Source organism: Roseitalea sp. MMSF_3546 (assembly GCF_030732865.1).
In the GTDB taxonomy this organism is placed as follows: Bacteria; Pseudomonadota; Alphaproteobacteria; order Rhizobiales; family Rhizobiaceae; genus Roseitalea.
Map to the genome: position 1 here is coordinate 1 of NZ_JASHKB010000024.1, position 18,325 is coordinate 18,325.

At 65.9% G+C, this 18,325-nt stretch carries 31 protein-coding genes; all 31 read left to right on the forward strand.

The features are described from left to right. Nucleotides 1-81, forward strand: an 81-nt coding sequence (locus tag RBB34_RS15925; RefSeq protein ID WP_306120292.1) for a hypothetical protein, incomplete at its 5' end; no start/stop codon positions are given. Between the two features lie 128 nt (nt 82-209). Further along, nucleotides 210-518, forward strand: coding sequence for a 30S ribosomal protein S10 (gene rpsJ, locus RBB34_RS15930; RefSeq protein WP_026481640.1), 309 nt, complete (start codon nt 210-212; stop codon nt 516-518). 107 nt (nt 519-625) lie between these two features. Beyond that, nucleotides 626-1,342 carry a 50S ribosomal protein L3 gene (gene rplC, locus RBB34_RS15935; protein WP_306120232.1) on the forward strand — a complete coding sequence of 239 codons (717 nt, stop codon included), beginning with the start codon at nt 626-628 and terminating at the stop codon, nt 1,340-1,342. Then, a complete protein-coding gene (rplD, locus tag RBB34_RS15940) occupies nt 1,342-1,962 on the forward strand; it encodes a 50S ribosomal protein L4 (RefSeq protein WP_306120233.1) in 621 nt (206 codons plus the stop codon). Before rplC ends, rplD begins: the two co-directional genes overlap by 1 nt. Beyond that, nucleotides 1,959-2,252 carry a 50S ribosomal protein L23 gene (locus tag RBB34_RS15945; protein WP_306120234.1) on the forward strand — a complete coding sequence of 98 codons (294 nt, stop codon included), beginning with the start codon at nt 1,959-1,961 and terminating at the stop codon, nt 2,250-2,252. Before rplD ends, RBB34_RS15945 begins: the two co-directional genes overlap by 4 nt. A gap of 21 nt (nt 2,253-2,273) precedes the next feature. Beyond that, a complete protein-coding gene (rplB, locus tag RBB34_RS15950; RefSeq protein ID WP_306120235.1) occupies nt 2,274-3,107 on the forward strand; it encodes a 50S ribosomal protein L2 in 834 nt (277 codons plus the stop codon). An 11-nt stretch (nt 3,108-3,118) separates the two neighbouring features. After that, a complete protein-coding gene (gene rpsS, locus RBB34_RS15955) occupies nt 3,119-3,397 on the forward strand; it encodes a 30S ribosomal protein S19 (protein ID WP_131616285.1) in 279 nt (92 codons plus the stop codon). A gap of 2 nt (nt 3,398-3,399) precedes the next feature. Continuing rightward, complete coding sequence (gene rplV / locus RBB34_RS15960) at nt 3,400-3,789, forward strand: 50S ribosomal protein L22 (protein WP_306120236.1); 390 nt, start codon at nt 3,400-3,402, stop codon at nt 3,787-3,789. Beyond that, a complete protein-coding gene (gene rpsC / locus RBB34_RS15965; protein ID WP_306120237.1) occupies nt 3,789-4,496 on the forward strand; it encodes a 30S ribosomal protein S3 in 708 nt (235 codons plus the stop codon). Before rplV ends, rpsC begins: the two co-directional genes overlap by 1 nt. 24 nt (nt 4,497-4,520) lie before the next feature. Beyond that, entirely contained in the window at nt 4,521-4,934 is a 414-nt protein-coding gene (rplP, locus tag RBB34_RS15970) for a 50S ribosomal protein L16 (RefSeq protein WP_306120238.1), read from the forward strand. An 11-nt stretch (nt 4,935-4,945) separates the two neighbouring features. Then, the gene (gene rpmC, locus RBB34_RS15975) at nt 4,946-5,155 is read left to right on the forward strand and encodes a 50S ribosomal protein L29 (RefSeq protein ID WP_306120239.1); all 210 of its coding nucleotides are present in this window, start codon (nt 4,946-4,948) and stop codon (nt 5,153-5,155) included. A 3-nt stretch (nt 5,156-5,158) separates the two neighbouring features. Then, nucleotides 5,159-5,404 (forward strand): 30S ribosomal protein S17, encoded by a 246-nt coding sequence (gene rpsQ / locus RBB34_RS15980; RefSeq protein ID WP_306120240.1) that lies wholly within the window; start codon nt 5,159-5,161, stop codon nt 5,402-5,404. Nucleotides 5,405-5,473: 69 nt separating this feature from the next. After that, on the forward strand, nt 5,474-5,842 hold the full coding sequence (rplN, locus tag RBB34_RS15985; protein WP_306120293.1) for a 50S ribosomal protein L14: 369 nt from the start codon (nt 5,474-5,476) through the stop codon (nt 5,840-5,842). 12 nt (nt 5,843-5,854) lie between these two features. Beyond that, nucleotides 5,855-6,166 (forward strand): 50S ribosomal protein L24, encoded by a 312-nt coding sequence (gene rplX, locus RBB34_RS15990; protein ID WP_306120241.1) that lies wholly within the window; start codon nt 5,855-5,857, stop codon nt 6,164-6,166. Further along, nucleotides 6,159-6,722 (forward strand): 50S ribosomal protein L5, encoded by a 564-nt coding sequence (rplE, locus tag RBB34_RS15995; RefSeq protein WP_306120242.1) that lies wholly within the window; start codon nt 6,159-6,161, stop codon nt 6,720-6,722. The genes rplX and rplE overlap by 8 nt, the downstream gene beginning before the upstream one ends. 25 nt (nt 6,723-6,747) lie before the next feature. Then, complete coding sequence (rpsN, locus tag RBB34_RS16000; protein ID WP_306120243.1) at nt 6,748-7,053, forward strand: 30S ribosomal protein S14; 306 nt, start codon at nt 6,748-6,750, stop codon at nt 7,051-7,053. A gap of 12 nt (nt 7,054-7,065) precedes the next feature. Then, nucleotides 7,066-7,464 (forward strand): 30S ribosomal protein S8, encoded by a 399-nt coding sequence (rpsH, locus tag RBB34_RS16005; RefSeq protein WP_306120244.1) that lies wholly within the window; start codon nt 7,066-7,068, stop codon nt 7,462-7,464. A 46-nt stretch (nt 7,465-7,510) separates the two neighbouring features. Continuing rightward, nucleotides 7,511-8,044 (forward strand): 50S ribosomal protein L6, encoded by a 534-nt coding sequence (rplF, locus tag RBB34_RS16010; protein WP_306120245.1) that lies wholly within the window; start codon nt 7,511-7,513, stop codon nt 8,042-8,044. An 11-nt stretch (nt 8,045-8,055) separates the two neighbouring features. Continuing rightward, nucleotides 8,056-8,418, forward strand: a complete 363-nt coding sequence (gene rplR / locus RBB34_RS16015; RefSeq protein ID WP_306120246.1) for a 50S ribosomal protein L18 — start codon at nt 8,056-8,058, stop codon at nt 8,416-8,418. Nucleotides 8,419-8,495: 77 nt separating this feature from the next. Further along, the gene (gene rpsE / locus RBB34_RS16020) at nt 8,496-9,077 is read left to right on the forward strand and encodes a 30S ribosomal protein S5 (RefSeq protein WP_306120247.1); all 582 of its coding nucleotides are present in this window, start codon (nt 8,496-8,498) and stop codon (nt 9,075-9,077) included. A gap of 5 nt (nt 9,078-9,082) precedes the next feature. After that, entirely contained in the window at nt 9,083-9,295 is a 213-nt protein-coding gene (gene rpmD, locus RBB34_RS16025; protein ID WP_306120248.1) for a 50S ribosomal protein L30, read from the forward strand. Beyond that, nucleotides 9,292-9,774: a 50S ribosomal protein L15 gene (rplO, locus tag RBB34_RS16030; protein ID WP_306120249.1), complete on the forward strand. Its 483-nt coding sequence runs from the start codon at nt 9,292-9,294 to the stop codon at nt 9,772-9,774. Before rpmD ends, rplO begins: the two co-directional genes overlap by 4 nt. 145 nt (nt 9,775-9,919) lie before the next feature. Next, nucleotides 9,920-11,260 carry a preprotein translocase subunit SecY gene (secY, locus tag RBB34_RS16035; RefSeq protein WP_306120250.1) on the forward strand — a complete coding sequence of 447 codons (1,341 nt, stop codon included), beginning with the start codon at nt 9,920-9,922 and terminating at the stop codon, nt 11,258-11,260. Continuing rightward, the gene (locus tag RBB34_RS16040; protein ID WP_306120251.1) at nt 11,257-11,841 is read left to right on the forward strand and encodes an adenylate kinase; all 585 of its coding nucleotides are present in this window, start codon (nt 11,257-11,259) and stop codon (nt 11,839-11,841) included. Before secY ends, RBB34_RS16040 begins: the two co-directional genes overlap by 4 nt. Nucleotides 11,842-12,049: 208 nt before the next feature. Beyond that, entirely contained in the window at nt 12,050-12,418 is a 369-nt protein-coding gene (rpsM, locus tag RBB34_RS16045; protein WP_306120252.1) for a 30S ribosomal protein S13, read from the forward strand. A gap of 127 nt (nt 12,419-12,545) precedes the next feature. Then, complete coding sequence (gene rpsK, locus RBB34_RS16050; protein WP_306120253.1) at nt 12,546-12,935, forward strand: 30S ribosomal protein S11; 390 nt, start codon at nt 12,546-12,548, stop codon at nt 12,933-12,935. A gap of 107 nt (nt 12,936-13,042) precedes the next feature. Next, nucleotides 13,043-14,050 (forward strand): DNA-directed RNA polymerase subunit alpha, encoded by a 1,008-nt coding sequence (locus RBB34_RS16055; RefSeq protein ID WP_306120254.1) that lies wholly within the window; start codon nt 13,043-13,045, stop codon nt 14,048-14,050. A 34-nt stretch (nt 14,051-14,084) separates the two neighbouring features. Next, on the forward strand, nt 14,085-14,516 hold the full coding sequence (gene rplQ, locus RBB34_RS16060) for a 50S ribosomal protein L17 (protein ID WP_306120255.1): 432 nt from the start codon (nt 14,085-14,087) through the stop codon (nt 14,514-14,516). Nucleotides 14,517-14,829: 313 nt separating this feature from the next. Next, entirely contained in the window at nt 14,830-16,353 is a 1,524-nt protein-coding gene (locus tag RBB34_RS16065) for a DegQ family serine endoprotease (protein WP_306120256.1), read from the forward strand. Then, on the forward strand, nt 16,353-17,666 hold the full coding sequence (locus RBB34_RS16070) for a replication-associated recombination protein A (RefSeq protein ID WP_306120257.1): 1,314 nt from the start codon (nt 16,353-16,355) through the stop codon (nt 17,664-17,666). Before RBB34_RS16065 ends, RBB34_RS16070 begins: the two co-directional genes overlap by 1 nt. Nucleotides 17,667-17,756: 90 nt before the next feature. Then, entirely contained in the window at nt 17,757-18,311 is a 555-nt protein-coding gene (locus RBB34_RS16075) for a flavodoxin domain-containing protein (protein ID WP_306120258.1), read from the forward strand. Nucleotides 18,312-18,325: the final 14 nt, after the last annotated feature.

Sequence of the window (18,325 nt, forward strand, 5' to 3'; positions counted from 1 at the left end):
ATGGAAGAACGCCTGCGCTTTGCCATCCGCGAGGGCGGCCGCACCGTCGGCGCCGGCATCGTGGCGAAGATCATCGAGTGAACCGGCCGCAACGCCAGAAGACGTCATTTTGGGGCCTGACCCCGAAATCAAGCAATCAAGGTCCTTTCCATCGCCGGATTCCGGGCGAAGCCGCGGAATGAGGGAAGGGACGCAACAAGGTTGAAGCCATGAACGGCCAGAACATTCGCATCCGCCTGAAGGCGTTCGATCATCGCGTGTTGGATGCGTCCACCCGCGAGATCGTCTCGACGGCCAAGCGCACCGGCGCGGGCGTTCGCGGCCCGGTGCCGCTGCCCACGCGCATCGAGAAATTCACCGTGAACCGCTCGCCGCATATCGACAAGAAGAGCCGCGAACAGTTCGAGATGCGCACGCACAAGCGTCTTCTGGATATCGTCGATCCGACGCCGCAGACCGTCGATGCGCTGATGAAGCTCGATCTCGCCGCGGGCGTGGATGTGGAAATCAAGTTGTAGGGGAGTGGGTCGTGGTTCGTCGGTCGTCGGTCGAAAGGATCGAGCGCCGGCCGGACGAACCAGAGTTACGAACAACGACCGACGACCGACTCATAAGGAACGAACCGATGCGTTCAGGAGTGATAGCACAGAAGCTGGGGATGACCCGCGTCTACACGGACGAGGGGGTCAATCTGCCGGTGACGGTCCTGCGGCTGGAGAACTGCCAGGTGGTGGCGCAGCGCACCGCCGACACGCACGGCTATGATGCCGTTCAGCTCGGCGTGGGTTTCGCCAAGCCCAAGAACGTCTCCAAGGCCATGCGCGGCCATTTCGCCAGGGCCAATGTCGAGCCCAAGCGCAAGCTGGCCGAGTTCCGCGTCTCCGCCGACAACATGCTCGATGTCGGCGCCGAACTGGTCGCCAGCCATTTCGTGCCCGGCCAGAAGGTCGACGTGACCGGCACAAGCCAGGGCAAGGGCTTTGCCGGCGTCATGAAGCGTCACAATTTCGGCGGCGGGCGCGCCACGCACGGCAACTCGGTCTCGCACCGCTCGCACGGTTCGACCGGCCAGTGCCAGGACCCCGGCAAGGTGTTCAAGGGCAAGAAGATGGCCGGACACATGGGCGCCACCCGCGTGACCACCCAGAACCTCGAGATCGTCTCGACCGACGAGGCGCGCGGCCTGATCCTGGTCAAGGGCGCGGTGCCCGGCTCCAAGGGCGCCTGGATCCTGGTGCGCGACGCGGTCAAGCAGCCGCTTCCGTCGGAGGCACCGACCCCCGCCGCGCTGCGCCAGGCCGAAACGGCGGCCGAAGCGCCCGCAACCGAAGGAGCGCAGTGATGGAACAGGCGGTCAAGACGCTCGCCGGCGAACAGGCCGGCACGATCGAATTGCCCGAGACCGTGTTCGGCCTCGAGCCGCGCGCCGATATCCTGCAGCGCATGGTCCGCTATCAGCTCGCCCGGCGCCAGGCCGGGACGCACAAGACCAAGGGCCGTTCGGAAATCGCCAAGACCGGCGCCAAGATGTATCGCCAGAAGGGCACCGGCCGCGCGCGCCATCACTCGGCCGCGGCACCGCAGTTCCGCGGCGGCGGCAAGGCGCACGGTCCGAAGTCGCGCGACCACGCCATCGACCTGCCCAAGAAGGTGCGCGCCCTGGCGCTGCGCCACGCCCTGTCCGCCAAGGCCAGGGCGGGCGGGCTGATCGTGGTCGACGAGCTCGCATCGGCCGACGCCAGGACCAAGACCCTGGCCGGACAGTTCGCCGGGCTCGGGCTTTCGAATGCGCTGGTGATCGGCGGGCCGGAACTCGATGACGGCTTCCGCAAGGCCGCCGCCAACATCGCCAATGTCGACGTGCTGCCGGTCGCCGGCATCAACGTCTATGACATCTTGCGCCGCAACACGCTGGTCCTGTCGCGGGACGCCGTCGAGGCCCTCAAGGAGCGTTTAAAATGACCGATCTTCGCCACTACGACGTGATCGTCGCTCCGGTGATCACCGAGAAATCGACGCTTCTGTCGGACGCCAACCAGGTCGTTTTCAACGTTGCGCGCGATGCCACCAAGCCCGAGATCAAGGCGGCGGTCGAAGCGCTGTTCAAGGTCAAGGTCGAGGCGGTCAACACGCTCAACCGCAAGGGCAAGGTGAAGCGCTTTCGCGGCGTCAGGGGCCGCCAGTCCGATGTCAAGAAGGCGATCGTCACGCTGGCCGAAGGCCAGTCCGTCGACATCGCAACGGGCCTTTAGGCCGGTCCGGGAGAGTTCGAAATGCCATTGAAGACCTTCAAGCCCACGTCCCCCGGTCAGCGCCAACTGGTCATCGTCGACCGTTCGGCGCTGCACAAGGGCGCCCCGGTCAAGGCCCTCACCGAGGGGCTGAACAAGTCGGGCGGGCGCAACAATGCCGGCCGCATGACCGCCCGCCATATCGGCGGCGGTCACAAGCGCGCCTATCGCAGGATCGACTTCAAGCGCCGCAAGCACGATGTGCCGGCGACCGTCGAGCGGCTCGAATACGACCCCAACCGGTCGGCCTTCATCGCGCTCATCCGCTATCAGGATGGCGAGCTGAGCTACATCATCGCGCCGCAGCGCCTGCAGGCGGGCGACACGGTCGTCGCCGGCGCGCGCGTTGACGTCAAGCCGGGCAATGCGATGCCCCTGGGCGCGATGCCGGTGGGCACGATCGTCCACAATGTCGAGCTCAAGCCGGGCAAGGGCGCCCAGATGGCGCGCGCCGCCGGCGCCTATGCCCAGCTTGTCGGCCGCGACCAGGGCATGGCGATCATCCGGCTCAATTCGGGCGAGCAGCGCCTTGTCCAGCAGGGCTGCTTCGCCACCGTCGGCGCGGTCTCCAATGCCGATCACGCCAACACCAATCTTGGCAAGGCCGGCCGCAAGCGCTGGCTCGGCCGTCGTCCGCATGTGCGCGGCGTCGTCATGAACCCGGTCGATCACCCCCATGGCGGCGGCGAGGGCAAGTCCTCGGGCGGCCGCCATCCGGTGACGCCGTGGGGCAAGCCGACCAAGGGCAAGCGCACCCGGTCCAACAAGCAGACCGACAAATTGATCATGCGCTCGCGCCACCAGCGCAAGAAGTAAAGGTTAGCACCATGGCCCGTTCAGTCTGGAAAGGTCCGTTCGTCGACGGCTATCTGCTCAAGAAGGCCGAGAAGGCCCGCGAGAGCGGCCGCAACGACGTCATCAAGATCTGGTCGCGTCGCTCGACGATCATGCCGCAATTCGTCGGCCTGACCTTCGGCGTCTACAACGGCCAGAAGCACATCCCCGTATCGGTGTCCGAGGACATGGTCGGTCACAAGTTCGGCGAGTTCGCGCCCACACGCACCTATTTCGGCCATGGCGCGGACAAGAAGGCGAGAAGGAAGTAGCCATGGGCAAGCCAAAGGCAGAACGCCGGCTGGCGGACAACGAGGCACGCGCCGTCACGCGCATGATCCGCGTCAGCCCGCAGAAACTCAACCTGGTCGCCCAGATGATCCGGGGCAAGAAGGTCGAGGCGGCGCTGGCCGATCTCGAATTCTCGCGCAAGCGCATCGCCGGCCCCGTCAGGAAGACCCTGGAATCGGCCATCGCCAATGCCGAGAACAATCATGACCTGGACGTCGACGCGCTGATCGTGTCGGAAGCCTATGTCGGCAAGTCGATCGTCATGAAGCGCTTTCACGCCCGTGGCCGCGGTCGCGCCAGCCGGATCCTGAAGCCGTTCGCGCATCTGACGATCGTCGTGCGCGAGGTCGAAGAACAAGAGGAGGCCGCGTAATGGGCCAGAAGATCAATCCGGTCGGCTTTCGCCTCGGCATCAACCGCACCTGGGATTCGCGCTGGTATGCCAATACGGGCGAGTACGGCCAGCTGCTGCATGAAGACCTCAAGATGCGCAAGTTCCTCGAAAAGGAACTCAAGCAGGCCGCCGTTTCCAAGATCGTCATCGAGCGTCCGCACAAGAAGTGCCGGGTGACGATCCACTCGGCGCGGCCGGGCATCATCATCGGCAAGAAGGGCGCCGACATCGAGAAGCTGCGCCGCAAGCTGACGCAGTTCACCGATGCCGAGACGGTGCTCAACATCGTCGAGGTGCGCAAGCCCGAGATCGACGCCAACCTCGTTGCCCAGTCGATCGCCCAGCAGCTCGAGCGTCGCGTTGCCTTCCGCCGCGCCATGAAGCGCGCCGTCCAGTCGGCCATGCGCCTTGGCGCCCAGGGCATCCGCATCACCTGCGGCGGCCGCCTGGGCGGTGCCGAAATCGCGCGCACCGAATGGTATCGCGAGGGCCGGGTGCCGCTGCACACGCTGCGCGCCGATATCGACTACGGCACGGCCGAGGCCGAGACCGCCTATGGCATCATCGGCATCAAGGTGTGGATCTTCAAGGGCGAGATCCTCGAGCATGATCCGATGGCGTCCGAAAAGCGCGCTACCGAGCAGGACGGTCCCGGCAGCGGCCCGCGCCGCCGCGAGAACGCCTGATCGGGCCCGATGGAGTAGACGACCATGTTGCAACCCAAACGGACCAAGTTCCGCAAGCAGTTCAAGGGCAAGATCCGCGGGATCGCCAAGGGCGGCACCGAGCTCAATTTCGGTGCCTATGGCCTCAAGGCGCTCGAGCCCAACCGCGTCAATGCCCGCGAGATCGAGGCCGCGCGCCGCGCCATCACGCGCCACATGAAGCGTGCCGGTCGCGTCTGGATCCGCGTCTTCCCGGACGTGCCGGTGACCTCCAAGCCCACCGAAGTGCGCATGGGCAAGGGCAAGGGCTCGGTCGATTACTGGGCCGCGCGCGTCAAGCCGGGCCGGGTGATGTTCGAGATCGACGGCGTGCCCGAGACCGTGGCCCGCGAGGCGCTGCGCCTGGGCGCGGCCAAGCTGTCGGTCAAGACGCGCTTCATTCAGCGCATTGCCGAATAGGAGTTGATGCGATGAAAGCCGCAGATGTAAGGGCGATGACGGCCGACGAACTGGCCGACAAGCTGGCCGAACTCAAGCGCGAGCAGTTCAACCTGCGCTTCCAGTCGGCGACGGGACAACTGGAAAATTCAGCGCGCGTGCGTCAGGTGCGCCGCGACATTGCGCGCATCAAGACGATCGCCGCCGAACGGGCGCGCAGCACGCAGGCGCAGGGACAATAGGACATGCCGAAACGAATTTTGCAGGGTGTCGTGGTCAGCGACAAGAACGACAAGACCGTGGTGGTCGACGTCGAGCGCCGCTTCTCGCACCCGCTGATGAAGAAGACGGTGCGCCGCACCAAGAAGTATCAGGCCCATGACGAGGCCAACCGGTTCAAGGTGGGCGATCGCGTGCGCATCATCGAATGCGCGCCGGTCTCGCGCAAGAAGCGATGGACGGTGGTGACCGAGGCGGCGGACGCCGAGTAAGGGCCGCCGGGGCCAGTGGACGACAAGGGCGCCTTGGCGTCGGGTGAAGAACATAAAGGGCATCGTGTCATGATTCAGATGCAGACAAATCTCGATATCGCCGACAATTCCGGCGCCCGCCGCGTGCAGTGCATCAAGGTGCTGGGCGGCTCCAAGCGCAAATACGCCTCGGTCGGCGACGTCATCGTGGTCTCGGTCAAGGAGGCCATTCCGCGCGGCCGCGTCAAGAAGGGCGACGTCATGAAGGCCGTTGTCGTGCGCACCGCCCAGGACATCCGCCGGCCCGACGGCAGCGTGATCCGTTTCGACGGCAACGCCGCCGTACTGGTCAACAACAACCGCGAGCCTGTCGGCACCCGCATCTTCGGCCCCGTGCCGCGCGAACTGCGTGGTCGGCAGCACATGAAGATCATCTCGCTGGCACCGGAAGTGCTCTGAGGATTGAACGCTATGCAGAAGATCAAGAAGGGCGACGAGGTCGTCGTGCTCGCCGGCAAGGACAAGGGCCGGACGGGTTCGGTCATCCAGGTCATGCCGACCAAGGGCAAGGCGCTCGTCTCGGGCATCAACATGGTGCGCCGCCACCAGCGCCAGACGCCCTCGCGCGAGGCCGGCATCATCGCCAAGGAAGCGCCGATCGAGCTTTCGAACCTGGCGGTCGCCGACCCCAAGGACGGCAAGCCGACCCGCGTCGGGTTTCGTCTCGAAGATGGAAAGAAAGTGCGCTTTGCCAAGCGCTCCGGAGAACTGATCGATGGCTGAGACAGCTTATGTGCCGCGGCTGAAGGCCCAGTATCGCGACGCGATCCGCGCACGGATGCGCGAACGCTTCGACTACAAGAACGTCATGGAGATCCCCACGGTCGACAAGATCGTGGTGAACATGGGCGTGGGCGATGCGACGACCGATTCCAAGCGGCCCACCAATGCCGCCCAGGATGTCACGCTGATCACCGGTCAGCGCGCCGTCATCACGCGCGCGCGCAACTCCATTGCCGGCTTCAAGGTGCGCGAGGGCATGCCGCTGGGCGCCAAGGTCACGCTGCGCGGCAATGTGATGTACGAGTTCATGGACAGGCTGATCAACATCGCGCTGCCGCGCGTGCGCGACTTCCGCGGCCTGAACCCGAAAAGCTTCGACGGCCGCGGCAATTTCGCCATGGGCCTGAAGGAGCACATCGTCTTCCCCGAGATCAACTACGACGATGTCGATCAAGTCCGGGGCATGGACATCATCGTCTGCACGAGTGCCAAGACGGACGAGGAGGCGCGCGAACTGCTCACCGCGTTCAACTTCCCGTTCCGCCAGGTTCACTAACGACAGGCGTAGAAAGGAAAGCCACATGGCAAAAGTCAGCGCAGTCGAAAAGAACAAGCACCGGCGCAAGCTGGTCGACCGGTACGCCAGCAAGCGCGCCGAGCTCAAGGCGGTGGTCATGGACCGCTCGCGCCCGATCGAGGAGCGGTTCCGCGCCACGCTCAAGCTCAGCGAATTGCCGCGCAACTCCTCGAAGGTGCGCATCCGCAATCGCTGCGAGGTGTCCGGTCGTCCGCGCGGCTATTATCGCAAGCTGCGCATGTCGCGCATCGCGCTGCGTGAACTCGGCTCGCTCGGCAAGGTGCCGGGCGTTGTCAAGTCTAGCTGGTAAGGGGAGGCGCTCATGTCGGTTTCCGATCCCGTCGGCGATATGCTGACCCGCATCCGCAACGGCTTGCACCGCCACAAGAATTCGATCTCCACGCCGGCCTCCAAGCTGCGCGCGCGCATTCTCGACGTGCTGCAGTCCGAGGGCTATATCCGCGGCTACAGCCAGGTCGAATACGGCTCGGGCAAGTCCGAGTTCGAGATCGAGTTGAAGTATTTCGAGGGCGATCCGGTGATCCGGACCATCGAGCGGGTCTCCAAGCCCGGGCGACGGGTCTATGTCGGCGCCAAGTCGATCGAGCACGTCGCCAACGGGCTGGGCATCGCCATCCTGTCGACGCCGCAGGGCGTGATGGCCGACCACGAGGCGCGCGAGAAGAATGTCGGCGGGGAGTATCTGTGCCGCGTCTTCTGACCGGGTGCGCTCCTTAACGCAGCATTGAACACGAACGGATAACACCATGTCTCGTATCGGAAAAAAGCCGGTTGCCGTACCCGACGGCGTGACCGCCTCGGTCGACGGACAGACCATCAGGGCCAAGGGTCCCAAGGGCGAGTTGAGCTATGTCGTCAATGACGAGGTGCTGGTCGCCATGGACGATGACGGCATCACCGTGACGCCGCGCGACAACTCCAAGGACGCGCGCGCCAAATGGGGCATGTCGCGCACCATGATCGCCAACATCGTCAATGGCGTCAAAGACGGCTTCGAGCGGAAGCTCGAGATCAGCGGCGTCGGCTATCGCGCGGCCATGCAGGGCAGCAAGCTGCAACTGGCGCTGGGCTACAGCCACGACGTGATCTACGAACTGCCCGAGGGCATTACGGCGGCGACGCCAAAGCCGACGGAGATCGTGCTGACCGGCATCGACAAGCAGCGCCTGGGTCAGGCCGCCGCCGAGATCCGCAAGTTCCGCCCGCCCGAACCCTACAAGGGCAAGGGCGTGAAATATGCCGAAGAGACGATCGTCCGCAAGGAAGGCAAGAAGAAGTAAGGAATCCGACGATGGCTGCTTCCAAAAAGGCCCTGACCAAGCGTGCCCAGCGCGTGCGCCGGCAGATCAGGCGCGTCGCCAATGGCCGGCCGCGCCTTTCCGTCTTCCGGTCGTCCAGGCACATCTATGCCCAGGTGATCGACGACACCGCCGGCCGCACCGTTGCCGCCGCCTCGACGCTCGACGCCGATCTGCGTGGTTCGCTGAAGACCGGCGCGGACACCGACGCGGCCGCCGCCGTCGGCAAGCTGGTGGCCGAACGCGCCACCCAGGCCGGTGTGAAGGACGTCGTCTTCGACCGCGGCGCCTATATCTTCCATGGCCGCGTCAAGGCGCTGGCCGAGGCCGCGCGCGAGGGCGGACTGAACTTCTGAGCCGGCCGGCGACGGCCGTCCGGACGAACCCCTGAACACCAACCGCCAGGAACCGGAAAAGACCAAAGGACAAGGACATGGCACAGCAACCCCAGGAGCGCGGCGGCCGCGGACGTGACCGCAGACCGCGCGAGCGCGACGAGGCCGACAGCGAATTCGTCGACAAGCTGGTCCACATCAACCGCGTCGCCAAGGTCGTCAAGGGCGGCCGGCGGTTCGGCTTTGCCGCGCTCGTCGTCGTCGGCGACCAGAAGGGCCGCGTCGGCTTCGGCCACGGCAAGGCGCGCGAGGTGCCCGAAGCGATCCGCAAGGCGACCGAGAGCGCCAAGCGCGACATGATCTTCGTGCCGCTGCGCTCGGGCCGGACGCTGCACCACGATGTCGAAGGGCGCCACGGCGCGGGCAAGGTGATCCTGCGCGCCGCGCCGGCCGGTACCGGCATCATCGCCGGCGGCCCGATGCGCGCCGTCTTCGAGACCGTGGGCATGCAGGATGTCGTCGCCAAGTCGCTGGGGACCTCCAATCCCTACAACATGGTGCGCGCCACCTTCGACGCGCTCAAGCGTCAGATGCATCCCAAGGACATCGCCGCCCAGCGCGGCCTGAAGCATTCCACGCTGCAGGCGCGGCGCCGCGAACTGATCGGCGCCGAGGAGTGATCGCCATGGCCGACAAGAAAACCGTGACCGTCGAGCAGATCGGCTCGCCGATCCGCCGCCCGGCCGACCAGCGCCAGACGCTGATCGGTCTGGGACTGAACAAGATGCACCGCCGCCGCACGCTGGAGGATACGCCCGCCGTGCGCGGCATGATCCGCAAGGTGCGCCATCTGGTGCGCGTCGTCGAAGACACCGGCACGTCGGGAGACGCCAAATGAAACTGAACGAACTGCGCGACAATGAAGGCGCGCGCAAGGACCGCGTGCGCGTCGGCCGCGGCATCGGCTCGGGCAAGGGCAAGACCGCCGGCCGTGGCGTGAAGGGGCAGAAATCGCGTTCGGGCGTCGCCATCAAGGGTTTTGAGGGCGGCCAGATGCCGATCTATCGGCGCCTGCCCAAGCGCGGCTTCACCAATCCCTTCGCCAGGGACTACAACATCGTCTCGATCGCCCGGCTCGAACAGGCCGTCGCGGCGGGCCGGCTGGACGCCTCACGGCCCGTCACCGCCGAAACGCTCGTTGAGGCCGGCGTGCTGCGCCGCGTCAAGGACGGCGTGCGCGTGCTCGCCGATGGCGAGGCGAAGACCGGCTTCACGCTTGAAGTCGCCGGCGCCTCGAAGAGCGCGATCGACAAGATCGAAAAGGCCGGCGGTTCGGTGACCGTGCTGGCACAGGAAACGCCGGCAAAGGGCGCCTGACCACACGACCAATTGAGGCTGCGCGTCACAAGGGCGGCCTCAGTTATCCCTTGCGCCGCTTCCGGCCAGGGCCTATCTCGCTGGCAATCCTCGCGCTTGGCGGCGCATGCGCCGGCGCTCAAGCGTCGCATGACGGAGACTGCCCATGGCATCGGCTGCAGAACAGCTAGCTGCGAATCTCAACTTCGGCGCTTTCGCCAAGGCCACCGAACTCAAGAAGCGCATCTGGTTCACGCTCACTGCGCTGCTCGTCTACCGGCTTGGGACCTATATCCCCATTCCCGGCCTGAACATGGATGCCTATGCCCAGGCCTTCGCCAACCAGGCCGGCGGCATACTGGGCATGTTCAACATGTTCACCGGCGGCGCCGTCGAGCGCATGGCGATCTTCGCGCTGGGCATCATGCCCTATATTTCGGCAGCCATTGCCGTCCAGCTCATGACCTCGGTGATCCCCACGCTCGAGCAGCTCAAGAAGGAGGGCGAGCAGGGCCGCAAGGTCATCAACCAGTATACGCGCTATCTGACCGTGCTTCTGGCGACGCTGCAGGCCTACGGCATCGCCGTCGGCCTTGAGAGCGGCGCCAATATCGTGGCCGATCCGGGCTGGTTCTTCCGCCTGTCGACGGTCGTCACGCTGGTCGGCGGCACCATGTTCCTGCTCTGGCTGGGCGAACAGATCACCGCGCGCGGCGTCGGCAATGGCGTTTCGCTGATCATCTTCGCCGGCATCGTGGCCGGCCTTCCGGGCGCCATTGCCGGCACGCTCGAACTGGGCCGCACAGGCGCGCTGTCGGCCACGCTGATCGTCGCGGTGATCGTGCTCGCCATCGCCGTCATCGCGCTGATCGTCTTCGTCGAACGGGCCCAGCGGCGGCTTCTGATCCAGTATCCCAAGCGCCAGGTCGGCAACCGCATGTTCCAGGGCGACACCTCGCACCTGCCGCTCAAGCTCAACACGGCCGGCGTGATTCCGCCGATCTTCGCCTCCTCGCTGCTGCTGCTGCCGGCCACGCTCGCCGGGTTTTCGGACACGACGACCCTGCCCGAATGGGCGACCGCGGTTCTGGCGGCGCTCGGCCACGGCCAGCCGCTCTACATGATCTTTTATGCCGCGATGATTGCCTTCTTCGCGTTCTTCTACACGGCGATCGTCTTCAACCCGCAGGACACCGCCGACAATCTGAAGAACCATTCGGGCTTCATTCCCGGCATCCGGCCCGGCCAGCGCACGGCCGAATACATCGACTACGTGCTCACCCGGATCACCGTTGTCGGCGCGATCTACCTGGTGCTGGTCTGCCTGTTACCCGAATTTCTCATAGCGGCCACCGGCGTGCCGTTCTATCTGGGCGGAACGTCGCTGCTGATCGTGGTCAGCGTGACGCTCGATACGGTGGCGCAGGTGCAGGGACATCTCATCGCCCACCAGTATGAAGGCTTGATCAAGAAGTCCAAGCTGCGTGGGGGGAAAAAGCGCCGATGAGATTGATCCTTCTCGGCCCGCCGGGAGCGGGCAAGGGAACACAGGCCCGACGGCTTGTCGAACGCCACAACATTCCGCAATTGTCGACCGGCGACATGCTGCGCGCCGCGGTCGCCTCGGGCAGCGAGATCGGCCAGCGGGCCAAGTCGGTGATGGACGCTGGCGAACTGGTCTCCGACGAGATCGTCAACGCCATCGTCGCCGAACGCATCGACGAGGCCGACTGCCGGGACGGTTTCATCCTCGACGGCTACCCGCGCACACTGGCGCAGGCCGATGCGATCGAAAGGACGATGGCCGAAAAGGGCATCGCGCTCGACGCGGTGATCGAACTGACCGTCGACGACAAGGCGCTGGTCGGCCGCATCGTCAAGCGCGCCGAGGACGCAAGGGCGGCCGGCGAGCCGGTGCGCAAGGACGACAATCCCGAGGTGTTCGACGAGCGCCTGCGCGAGTACTACAAGAAGACCGCGCCGCTGCTTGGCTATTACTACGCAAAGGGCAAGCTCAGGCAGGTCGACGGCATGGCCTCGATCGAGGCTGTGACCGAGCAGATCGAGGATATCCTGCGGACCCTGTGAACGGGTCCGGCAGGGCAAAAACATCGGGCAGGGGAGTTGACATTGCCGGCCGATTCCCCCAAATGCACGGCGATCATGCCAGCGTATTGACGAGGTCGGCTGCGGCGTACCGCTCCGGTCCCTTTACTTTGCGCATGGTATTGCAGGACATCCCGGAAATCCGGAAAAGCAGGTAGGCCCGCTGTGCGGGCAAGCAAGGAGAAGCCGCGTGGCTCGTATCGCTGGCGTCAACATTCCTTCGGGCAAGCGCGTTGTCATCGCGTTGCAATACATCCACGGGATCGGCTCGAATTTCGCCCACAAGATCGTCGAACAGAACAACATCGATGCCTCGCGCCGGGTCAACGAACTCAGCGATGCCGAAGTGATGGCGATCCGCGAGACGATCGACCGCGAGTACCGTGTCGAGGGCGATCTGCGGCGCGAGACCTCGATGAACGTCAAGCGCCTGATGGACCTTGGCTGCTATCGCGGCCTGCGCCATCGCCGCTCGCTGCCGGTGCGCGGGCAGCGCACCCACACCAATGCCCGCACCCGCAAGGGGCCGGCCAAGGCGATTGCAGGCAAGAAGAAGTAATTGCGTCGGTCGTTGTTCGTCGGTCGTGGGTCGCAGTGGTGTTATCGACCGACAACCGACGACCGACGACCGACTTTCCAGGTGTAGCCGCTGGCACTACGGCGGTGCTGAGATCGAAGGACAGACAATGGCAAGAGAAGCCACCCGCGTTCGCCGCCGCGAGCGCAAGAACATCACGTCGGGCATCGCGCATGTGAACTCGACGTTCAACAACACCATGATCACCATCACCGACGCGCAGGGCAATGCGATTGCCTGGTCGTCGGCCGGCATGCAGGGCTTCAAGGGCTCGCGCAAGTCGACGCCCTTCGCCGCCCAGGTCGCCGCGGAGGATTGCGCGCGCAAGGCGCAGGAGCATGGCATGAAGTCGCTCGAGGTCGAGGTCTGCGGGCCCGGTTCGGGCCGCGAATCGGCGTTGCGCGCGCTGCAGGCCGCCGGCTTCACCATCACATCGATCCGCGACGTCACGCCGATCCCGCACAACGGGTGCCGGCCGCGCAAGCGCCGCCGCGTGTGATCGTTTCCGGGCGCCACGCGCCCGTTCGGGCAGCGCCAATCCTCCGCTGCCTGACACAAAGCCGTTGCCACGAATGGATGGTGGCAGGCTAGCTGAAGGAAGATGCCGTGATACAGAAGAACTGGCAGGAGCTGATCAAGCCCAACAAGGTCGAATTCAAGGGGTCCGGCAGCAAGATCGCGCTCGTCGTCGAACCGCTCGAGCGCGGCTTTGGCCTGACCCTTGGCAATGCGCTGCGCCGCGTATTGCTGTCCTCGCTGCGCGGTGCGGCCGTCACCGCCGTGCAGATCGACGGCGTGCTGCACGAATTCTCCTCCATCCCCGGCGTGCGCGAGGATGTCACCGACATCGTGCTCAACATCAAGGAGATCGCCATCCGCATGGAGGGCGATGGTCCCAAGCGCATGGTCGTGCGCAAGCAGGGCCCGGGCGCGGTGACGGCCGGCGACATCCAGACCGTCGGCGATGTCGAGGTGCTCAACCCCGACCACGTCCTGTGCACGCTCGACGACGGCGCCGAGATCCGCATGGAGTTCACCGTCGACGCCGGCAAGGGCTATGTCGCCGCCGACCGCAATCGCGCCGAGGATGCGCCGATCGGTCTCATTCCGGTCGACAGCCTTTATTCGCCCGTGCGCAAGGTCTCCTACAAGGTCGAGAATACCCGCGAGGGCCAGGTGCTCGACTATGACAAGCTGACCATGAATGTCGAGACCGACGGCACGCTGTCCGGTGAGGATGCGGTCGCCTATGCCGCGCGCATCCTGCAGGACCAGCTCGGCGTCTTCGTCAATTTCGAGGAACCCGAGCGCGAGGCGGCCGAGGAGCAGGTGCAGGAACTGGCCTTCAACCCGGCGCTGCTGAAAAAGGTCGACGAACTCGAGCTCTCCGTGCGTTCGGCCAACTGCCTGAAGAACGACAACATCGTCTATATCGGCGATCTGATCCAGAAGACCGAGGGCGAGATGCTGCGCACGCCGAATTTCGGCCGCAAGTCGCTCAACGAGATCAAGGAAGTCCTCGCTTCCATGGGCCTGCACCTGGGCATGGAAGTGCCCGCCTGGCCGCCGGAGAACATCGAGGATCTCGCCAAGCGCTACGAAGACCATTATTGAGGCCCGCAAGGGTCACCACGCAAGGAGAAGGCTCATGCGCCACCGCAAGCAAGGCCGCAAGCTGAACCGTACATCGAGCCACCGCAAGGCGATGTTCGCCAACATGGCCGCTTCGCTCATAGAGCATGAGCAGATCGTCACCACGCTCCCCAAGGCCAAGGAGTTGCGCCCGATCGTCGAAAAGCTGGTCACGCTGGGCAAGCGCGGCGACCTGCACGCCCGCCGCCAGGTCATCGCGCAGATCCAGGACGAAGCGCAGACACGCAAGCTGTTCGACACGCTCGCCACGCGCTATGCGGACCGCAATGGCGGCTATACGCGCATCATGAGGGCCGGCTTCCGCCATGGCGATTCCGCGCCCATGGCCGTCATCGAATTCGTCGAGCGCGATGTCGATGCGCGCGGTGCCGCCGACCGGGCGCGCGTGGAGGCCGAGGAGGTCGCCGAGGAAGAACAGGCGGCGTAGACGTCAAGCCATAAACCGATGGCAGCGCCCGCACCAAAAAGGGCGTGCCACATCAGTCGACTGGGCTGGGCCTCGCCGGACGCGGCGTGGCCCTTCTTTTTTGCGACGCGGCCATCGTCGGTCCCGTCCGGTGCGACCGCGCCCTGCGCCGCGAAGATGCCGCCGCCTTCGCGGCCCGCCGCGATCGGCCATATCGCCATGCCAGGACCGTGCGCTTGCCGAGCCGGGCGCCGATCCCCATTTCAGCCGCGATTGTGGTACCACCATCGCACCGCGACTCAACCATGGACACGAAGATGACACAGGCGGCTCCATGACACGGCTTCTCCGATCGCTTTCGGCAATCTTCATCGTGCTTTCGATCGCGCTGGTCGCGGCGGCCGCGCAGGAAGCGGGCGGATTGCGCAGTCTGCTGGAGGACTTGCGCGGGGGCATCGGTGGCGGCGAGCCCGCGCCGGCGCTCAGGGCGCCATCGCCCGACACCTCGGCCCCGCCGCGGGCCACGGCGCGTCGCGTGCCGTTCAGCGACAGCGAGATACAGCTTTCCTACGCCCCGCTGGTCGAGCGGACCGGGCCGTCGGTCGTCAACGTCTATGCGGCGCGGCTGGTCGAACGGCGCTCGCCCTTTGCCGGCGATCCGTTCTTCGAGCAGTTCTTCGGCGACCAGTTCCGCGGCCCGCCGCGCGTGCAGTCTTCGCTGGGCTCCGGTGTCATCGTCGATGAAGGCGGGCTCATTGTCACCAACAACCATGTCATCGCAGGCGCCGACGAGATCCGCGTCGTGCTCGCCGACGGTCGCGAATTCGAAAGCCGGGTGATCCTGCGCGACGAGCGGTCCGACCTGGCCGTCCTGCGGATCGATGGAGGCGAGGATTTCACGGCTCTGCCATTCGGGGATTCCGACGATTTGAAGACCGGTGACCTGGTGCTGGCCATCGGCAATCCCTTCGGCGTCGGCCAGACGATAACCTCGGGCATCGTCTCGGCCCAGGCGCGCACCCGCGTCGGCGTTTCCGATTTCGGCTTCTTCATCCAGACCGATGCAGCCATCAATCCGGGCAATTCAGGCGGCGCCCTGATCGACATGCACGGCCGGCTGGTCGGCATCAACACCGCGATCTTCTCGCGCTCGGGCGGCTCCAACGGGATCGGCTTCGCCATCCCCTCCAACATGGTCCAGGCGGTCGTCGCCCAGGCCCGTGGCGGTTCGGACGCCTTCGAGCGACCCTATATCGGCGCGCGCTTCCAGCCCGTCACCCCGCAGATAGCCGACAGCCTCGGGCTTGACCGGCCGGTCGGCGCGCTGATCGCCGACATCGACCCCGAAGGTCCGGCCGCAAGGGCCGGGCTGCGCGCCGGCGATGTCGTGCTGGCGATCAATGGCGCCTTGATCGAGCATCCCGACGCGCTCGGCTACCGGCTGGCGACCATCGGGCCGGGCAACACGGTCACCCTGCGCCTGTTGTCGCGCGGGCGCGAACGCGAGGTCGAGGTCGCGCTGATCCGCCCGCCCGAGGGCAGGGCACCCGAGCGCACCTTGATCTCCGGACGCTCGCCCTTTGCCGGCGCCACCGTCGCCAATCTGTCGCCGCGACTGGCCCAGCGTCTCGATCTGCGCATCGAGCGCACCGGCGAGGGCGTGGTGATCACCGATATCGAGCGCGGCGCGCCGGCCATGCGGGCCGGGCTGCGCCCCGGCGATGTGATCGTCGCCATCAATGGCACGCGGATCGCCGATGTCGGCGACATGATTTCGGTGACCGATAGCGACCGCCGCTCCTGGCGCTACACGATCAACCGTTACGGTCGGGTGATCAACCAGTTCCTGCGGTTCTGATGGCCGGCCTGTTCGACGCCATCGCGGCACGGACCGACAACCGCCCGCTCGCCGACCGGTTGCGGCCCACGCGGCTGGCCGACATCGTCGGACAGGACCATCTGACCGGCCCCGACGGCGCCGTCACCCGCATGCTGGCATCGGGTTCGATCGGCAGCCTGATCCTGTGGGGTCCGCCGGGTACCGGCAAGACCACGCTGGCCCGGCTCGTGGCCGCCGAGGCGGGCCAGCATTTCGAGCAGCTCTCGGCGATCTTTTCGGGCGTCGCCGACCTCAAGAAGGTGTTCGGGGCCGCCCGCACGCGCCGGCGCGACGGCGTCAACACCATATTGTTCGTCGACGAGATCCACCGCTTCAACCGTGCCCAGCAGGACAGCTTCCTGCCGGTGATGGAAGATGGCACGATCACGCTGATCGGTGCGACCACAGAAAACCCGTCCTTCGAGCTCAATGCGGCGCTCTTGTCGCGCGCCCGCGTGCTGGTCCTGCACCGGCTCGACGATGCCGCGCTTGCCGGCCTGCTCGCGCGCGCCGAGGACATGATGGGCGCGCCGCTGCCGGTCGATGGCGATGCCCGTGCCCTGCTGGTCGGCATGGCCGATGGCGACGGCCGCGCCGTTCTCAGCCTGGCCGAGGAGGTCTGGCGGGTCGCCCGGCCGGACGATGTGTTCGACGAACAGACCCTGCGCGCGGTGCTGCAGCGGCGCGCGCCGGTCTATGACAAGAGCCAGGACGGCCACTACAATCTGATCTCGGCGCTGCACAAGGCGGTGCGCGGCTCCGATCCCGATGCGGCGCTCTATTATCTGGCCCGCATGCTCGATGCCGGCGAGGACCCGCTCTATCTCGGCCGGCGGCTGGTGCGCATGGCATCCGAGGACATCGGCCTGGCCGACCCGCAGGCGCTGACGGTCGCGCTCGCGGCCAAGGACGCCTTCGATTATCTGGGCTCGCCCGAGGGCGAACTGGCACTCGCCCAGGCCTGCGTCTATCTGGCCAGCGCGCCCAAATCGAACGCGGTCTATTCGGCCATGAAGGGCGCGATGCGCGCGGCCAGGGAGCACGGCTCGCTGCTGCCGCCCAAGCATATCCTCAACGCGCCGACGAAGCTGATGGGCGCCGAAGGCTACGGCAAGGGCTACCAGTACGATCACGACCAGCCCGACGCCTTTTCCGGCCAGGACTACTTTCCGCCCGAACTCGGCCGCCAGCACTTTTACGAGCCGGTCGAGCGCGGCTTCGAGCGCGAGATCGCAAGGCGGCTTGACTACTGGGCGCGGCTGCGCGCCGAGCGCGCGGGCAAGAAGGATTGATGGTGCAAGGCGCCCCCTTGACGAGGGTCAAGGCGAAGCCGGCGCGCCGCGCTACTGTCCTGCGCAGACACGATCAAGCGGGAGCCGAGCATGCACATCGCCATCATCTATGCGACGGTGGAAGGCCAGACACGGACCATCGCCACGCACATCGAGGCCTATCTGGCCGACAGCGGCCACAGCACCCAGGTGATCGACGCCACCCATCCCCCCGACGCCTTCGCCATCGACGCCATCGACGGCGTGATTTGCCTTGGCCCGGTGCATATCGGCACGTTTCCCGCGCCGCTGCGCCGCTTCGTGCGCACGCACATGCGCGAACTGATGGCCCGGCCGGGCGCCTTCATATCGGTGTCGCTCACCGCTGCCGGAGGCGATGCCGAGGAGATGGCCGAACTGGCCGAGATCGCCACCGCCTTCAGCGAGGAGACCGGTTGGTGGCCGGTCGCCGTTCATCACGCGGCCGGCGCGCTCAAATACACCGAGTACGACTATTTTCGCCGCTGGATGATGAGGCGCATCGCCGACAAGCACCATGCCTCCACCGACACCAAGCACGATCACGAGTTCACCGACTGGGGAGAGCTGGATCTGTTCATCGACGGTTTCCTGCGCGACCTGCCGGCCGTGGCCGGCAAGATCTGACGGCGGCGCTTGCG

What these genes read in the sequence shown, in the direction of transcription:
- rpsJ (WP_026481640.1), top strand. Translation starts at nt 210, where the DNA reads ATGAACGGCCAGAACATTCGCATCCGCCTGAAGGCGTTCGATCATCGC.
- rplC (WP_306120232.1), top strand. Translation starts at nt 626, where the DNA reads ATGCGTTCAGGAGTGATAGCACAGAAGCTGGGGATGACCCGCGTCTAC.
- rplD (WP_306120233.1), top strand. Translation starts at nt 1,342, where the DNA reads ATGGAACAGGCGGTCAAGACGCTCGCCGGCGAACAGGCCGGCACGATC.
- RBB34_RS15945 (WP_306120234.1), top strand. Translation starts at nt 1,959, where the DNA reads ATGACCGATCTTCGCCACTACGACGTGATCGTCGCTCCGGTGATCACC.
- rplB (WP_306120235.1), top strand. Translation starts at nt 2,274, where the DNA reads ATGCCATTGAAGACCTTCAAGCCCACGTCCCCCGGTCAGCGCCAACTG.
- rpsS (WP_131616285.1), top strand. Translation starts at nt 3,119, where the DNA reads ATGGCCCGTTCAGTCTGGAAAGGTCCGTTCGTCGACGGCTATCTGCTC.
- rplV (WP_306120236.1), top strand. Translation starts at nt 3,400, where the DNA reads ATGGGCAAGCCAAAGGCAGAACGCCGGCTGGCGGACAACGAGGCACGC.
- rpsC (WP_306120237.1), top strand. Translation starts at nt 3,789, where the DNA reads ATGGGCCAGAAGATCAATCCGGTCGGCTTTCGCCTCGGCATCAACCGC.
- rplP (WP_306120238.1), top strand. Translation starts at nt 4,521, where the DNA reads ATGTTGCAACCCAAACGGACCAAGTTCCGCAAGCAGTTCAAGGGCAAG.
- rpmC (WP_306120239.1), top strand. Translation starts at nt 4,946, where the DNA reads ATGAAAGCCGCAGATGTAAGGGCGATGACGGCCGACGAACTGGCCGAC.
- rpsQ (WP_306120240.1), top strand. Translation starts at nt 5,159, where the DNA reads ATGCCGAAACGAATTTTGCAGGGTGTCGTGGTCAGCGACAAGAACGAC.
- rplN (WP_306120293.1), top strand. Translation starts at nt 5,474, where the DNA reads ATGATTCAGATGCAGACAAATCTCGATATCGCCGACAATTCCGGCGCC.
- rplX (WP_306120241.1), top strand. Translation starts at nt 5,855, where the DNA reads ATGCAGAAGATCAAGAAGGGCGACGAGGTCGTCGTGCTCGCCGGCAAG.
- rplE (WP_306120242.1), top strand. Translation starts at nt 6,159, where the DNA reads ATGGCTGAGACAGCTTATGTGCCGCGGCTGAAGGCCCAGTATCGCGAC.
- rpsN (WP_306120243.1), top strand. Translation starts at nt 6,748, where the DNA reads ATGGCAAAAGTCAGCGCAGTCGAAAAGAACAAGCACCGGCGCAAGCTG.
- rpsH (WP_306120244.1), top strand. Translation starts at nt 7,066, where the DNA reads ATGTCGGTTTCCGATCCCGTCGGCGATATGCTGACCCGCATCCGCAAC.
- rplF (WP_306120245.1), top strand. Translation starts at nt 7,511, where the DNA reads ATGTCTCGTATCGGAAAAAAGCCGGTTGCCGTACCCGACGGCGTGACC.
- rplR (WP_306120246.1), top strand. Translation starts at nt 8,056, where the DNA reads ATGGCTGCTTCCAAAAAGGCCCTGACCAAGCGTGCCCAGCGCGTGCGC.
- rpsE (WP_306120247.1), top strand. Translation starts at nt 8,496, where the DNA reads ATGGCACAGCAACCCCAGGAGCGCGGCGGCCGCGGACGTGACCGCAGA.
- rpmD (WP_306120248.1), top strand. Translation starts at nt 9,083, where the DNA reads ATGGCCGACAAGAAAACCGTGACCGTCGAGCAGATCGGCTCGCCGATC.
- rplO (WP_306120249.1), top strand. Translation starts at nt 9,292, where the DNA reads ATGAAACTGAACGAACTGCGCGACAATGAAGGCGCGCGCAAGGACCGC.
- secY (WP_306120250.1), top strand. Translation starts at nt 9,920, where the DNA reads ATGGCATCGGCTGCAGAACAGCTAGCTGCGAATCTCAACTTCGGCGCT.
- RBB34_RS16040 (WP_306120251.1), top strand. Translation starts at nt 11,257, where the DNA reads ATGAGATTGATCCTTCTCGGCCCGCCGGGAGCGGGCAAGGGAACACAG.
- rpsK (WP_306120253.1), top strand. Translation starts at nt 12,546, where the DNA reads ATGGCAAGAGAAGCCACCCGCGTTCGCCGCCGCGAGCGCAAGAACATC.
- rplQ (WP_306120255.1), top strand. Translation starts at nt 14,085, where the DNA reads ATGCGCCACCGCAAGCAAGGCCGCAAGCTGAACCGTACATCGAGCCAC.
- RBB34_RS16065 (WP_306120256.1), top strand. Translation starts at nt 14,830, where the DNA reads ATGACACGGCTTCTCCGATCGCTTTCGGCAATCTTCATCGTGCTTTCG.
- RBB34_RS16070 (WP_306120257.1), top strand. Translation starts at nt 16,353, where the DNA reads ATGGCCGGCCTGTTCGACGCCATCGCGGCACGGACCGACAACCGCCCG.
- RBB34_RS16075 (WP_306120258.1), top strand. Translation starts at nt 17,757, where the DNA reads ATGCACATCGCCATCATCTATGCGACGGTGGAAGGCCAGACACGGACC.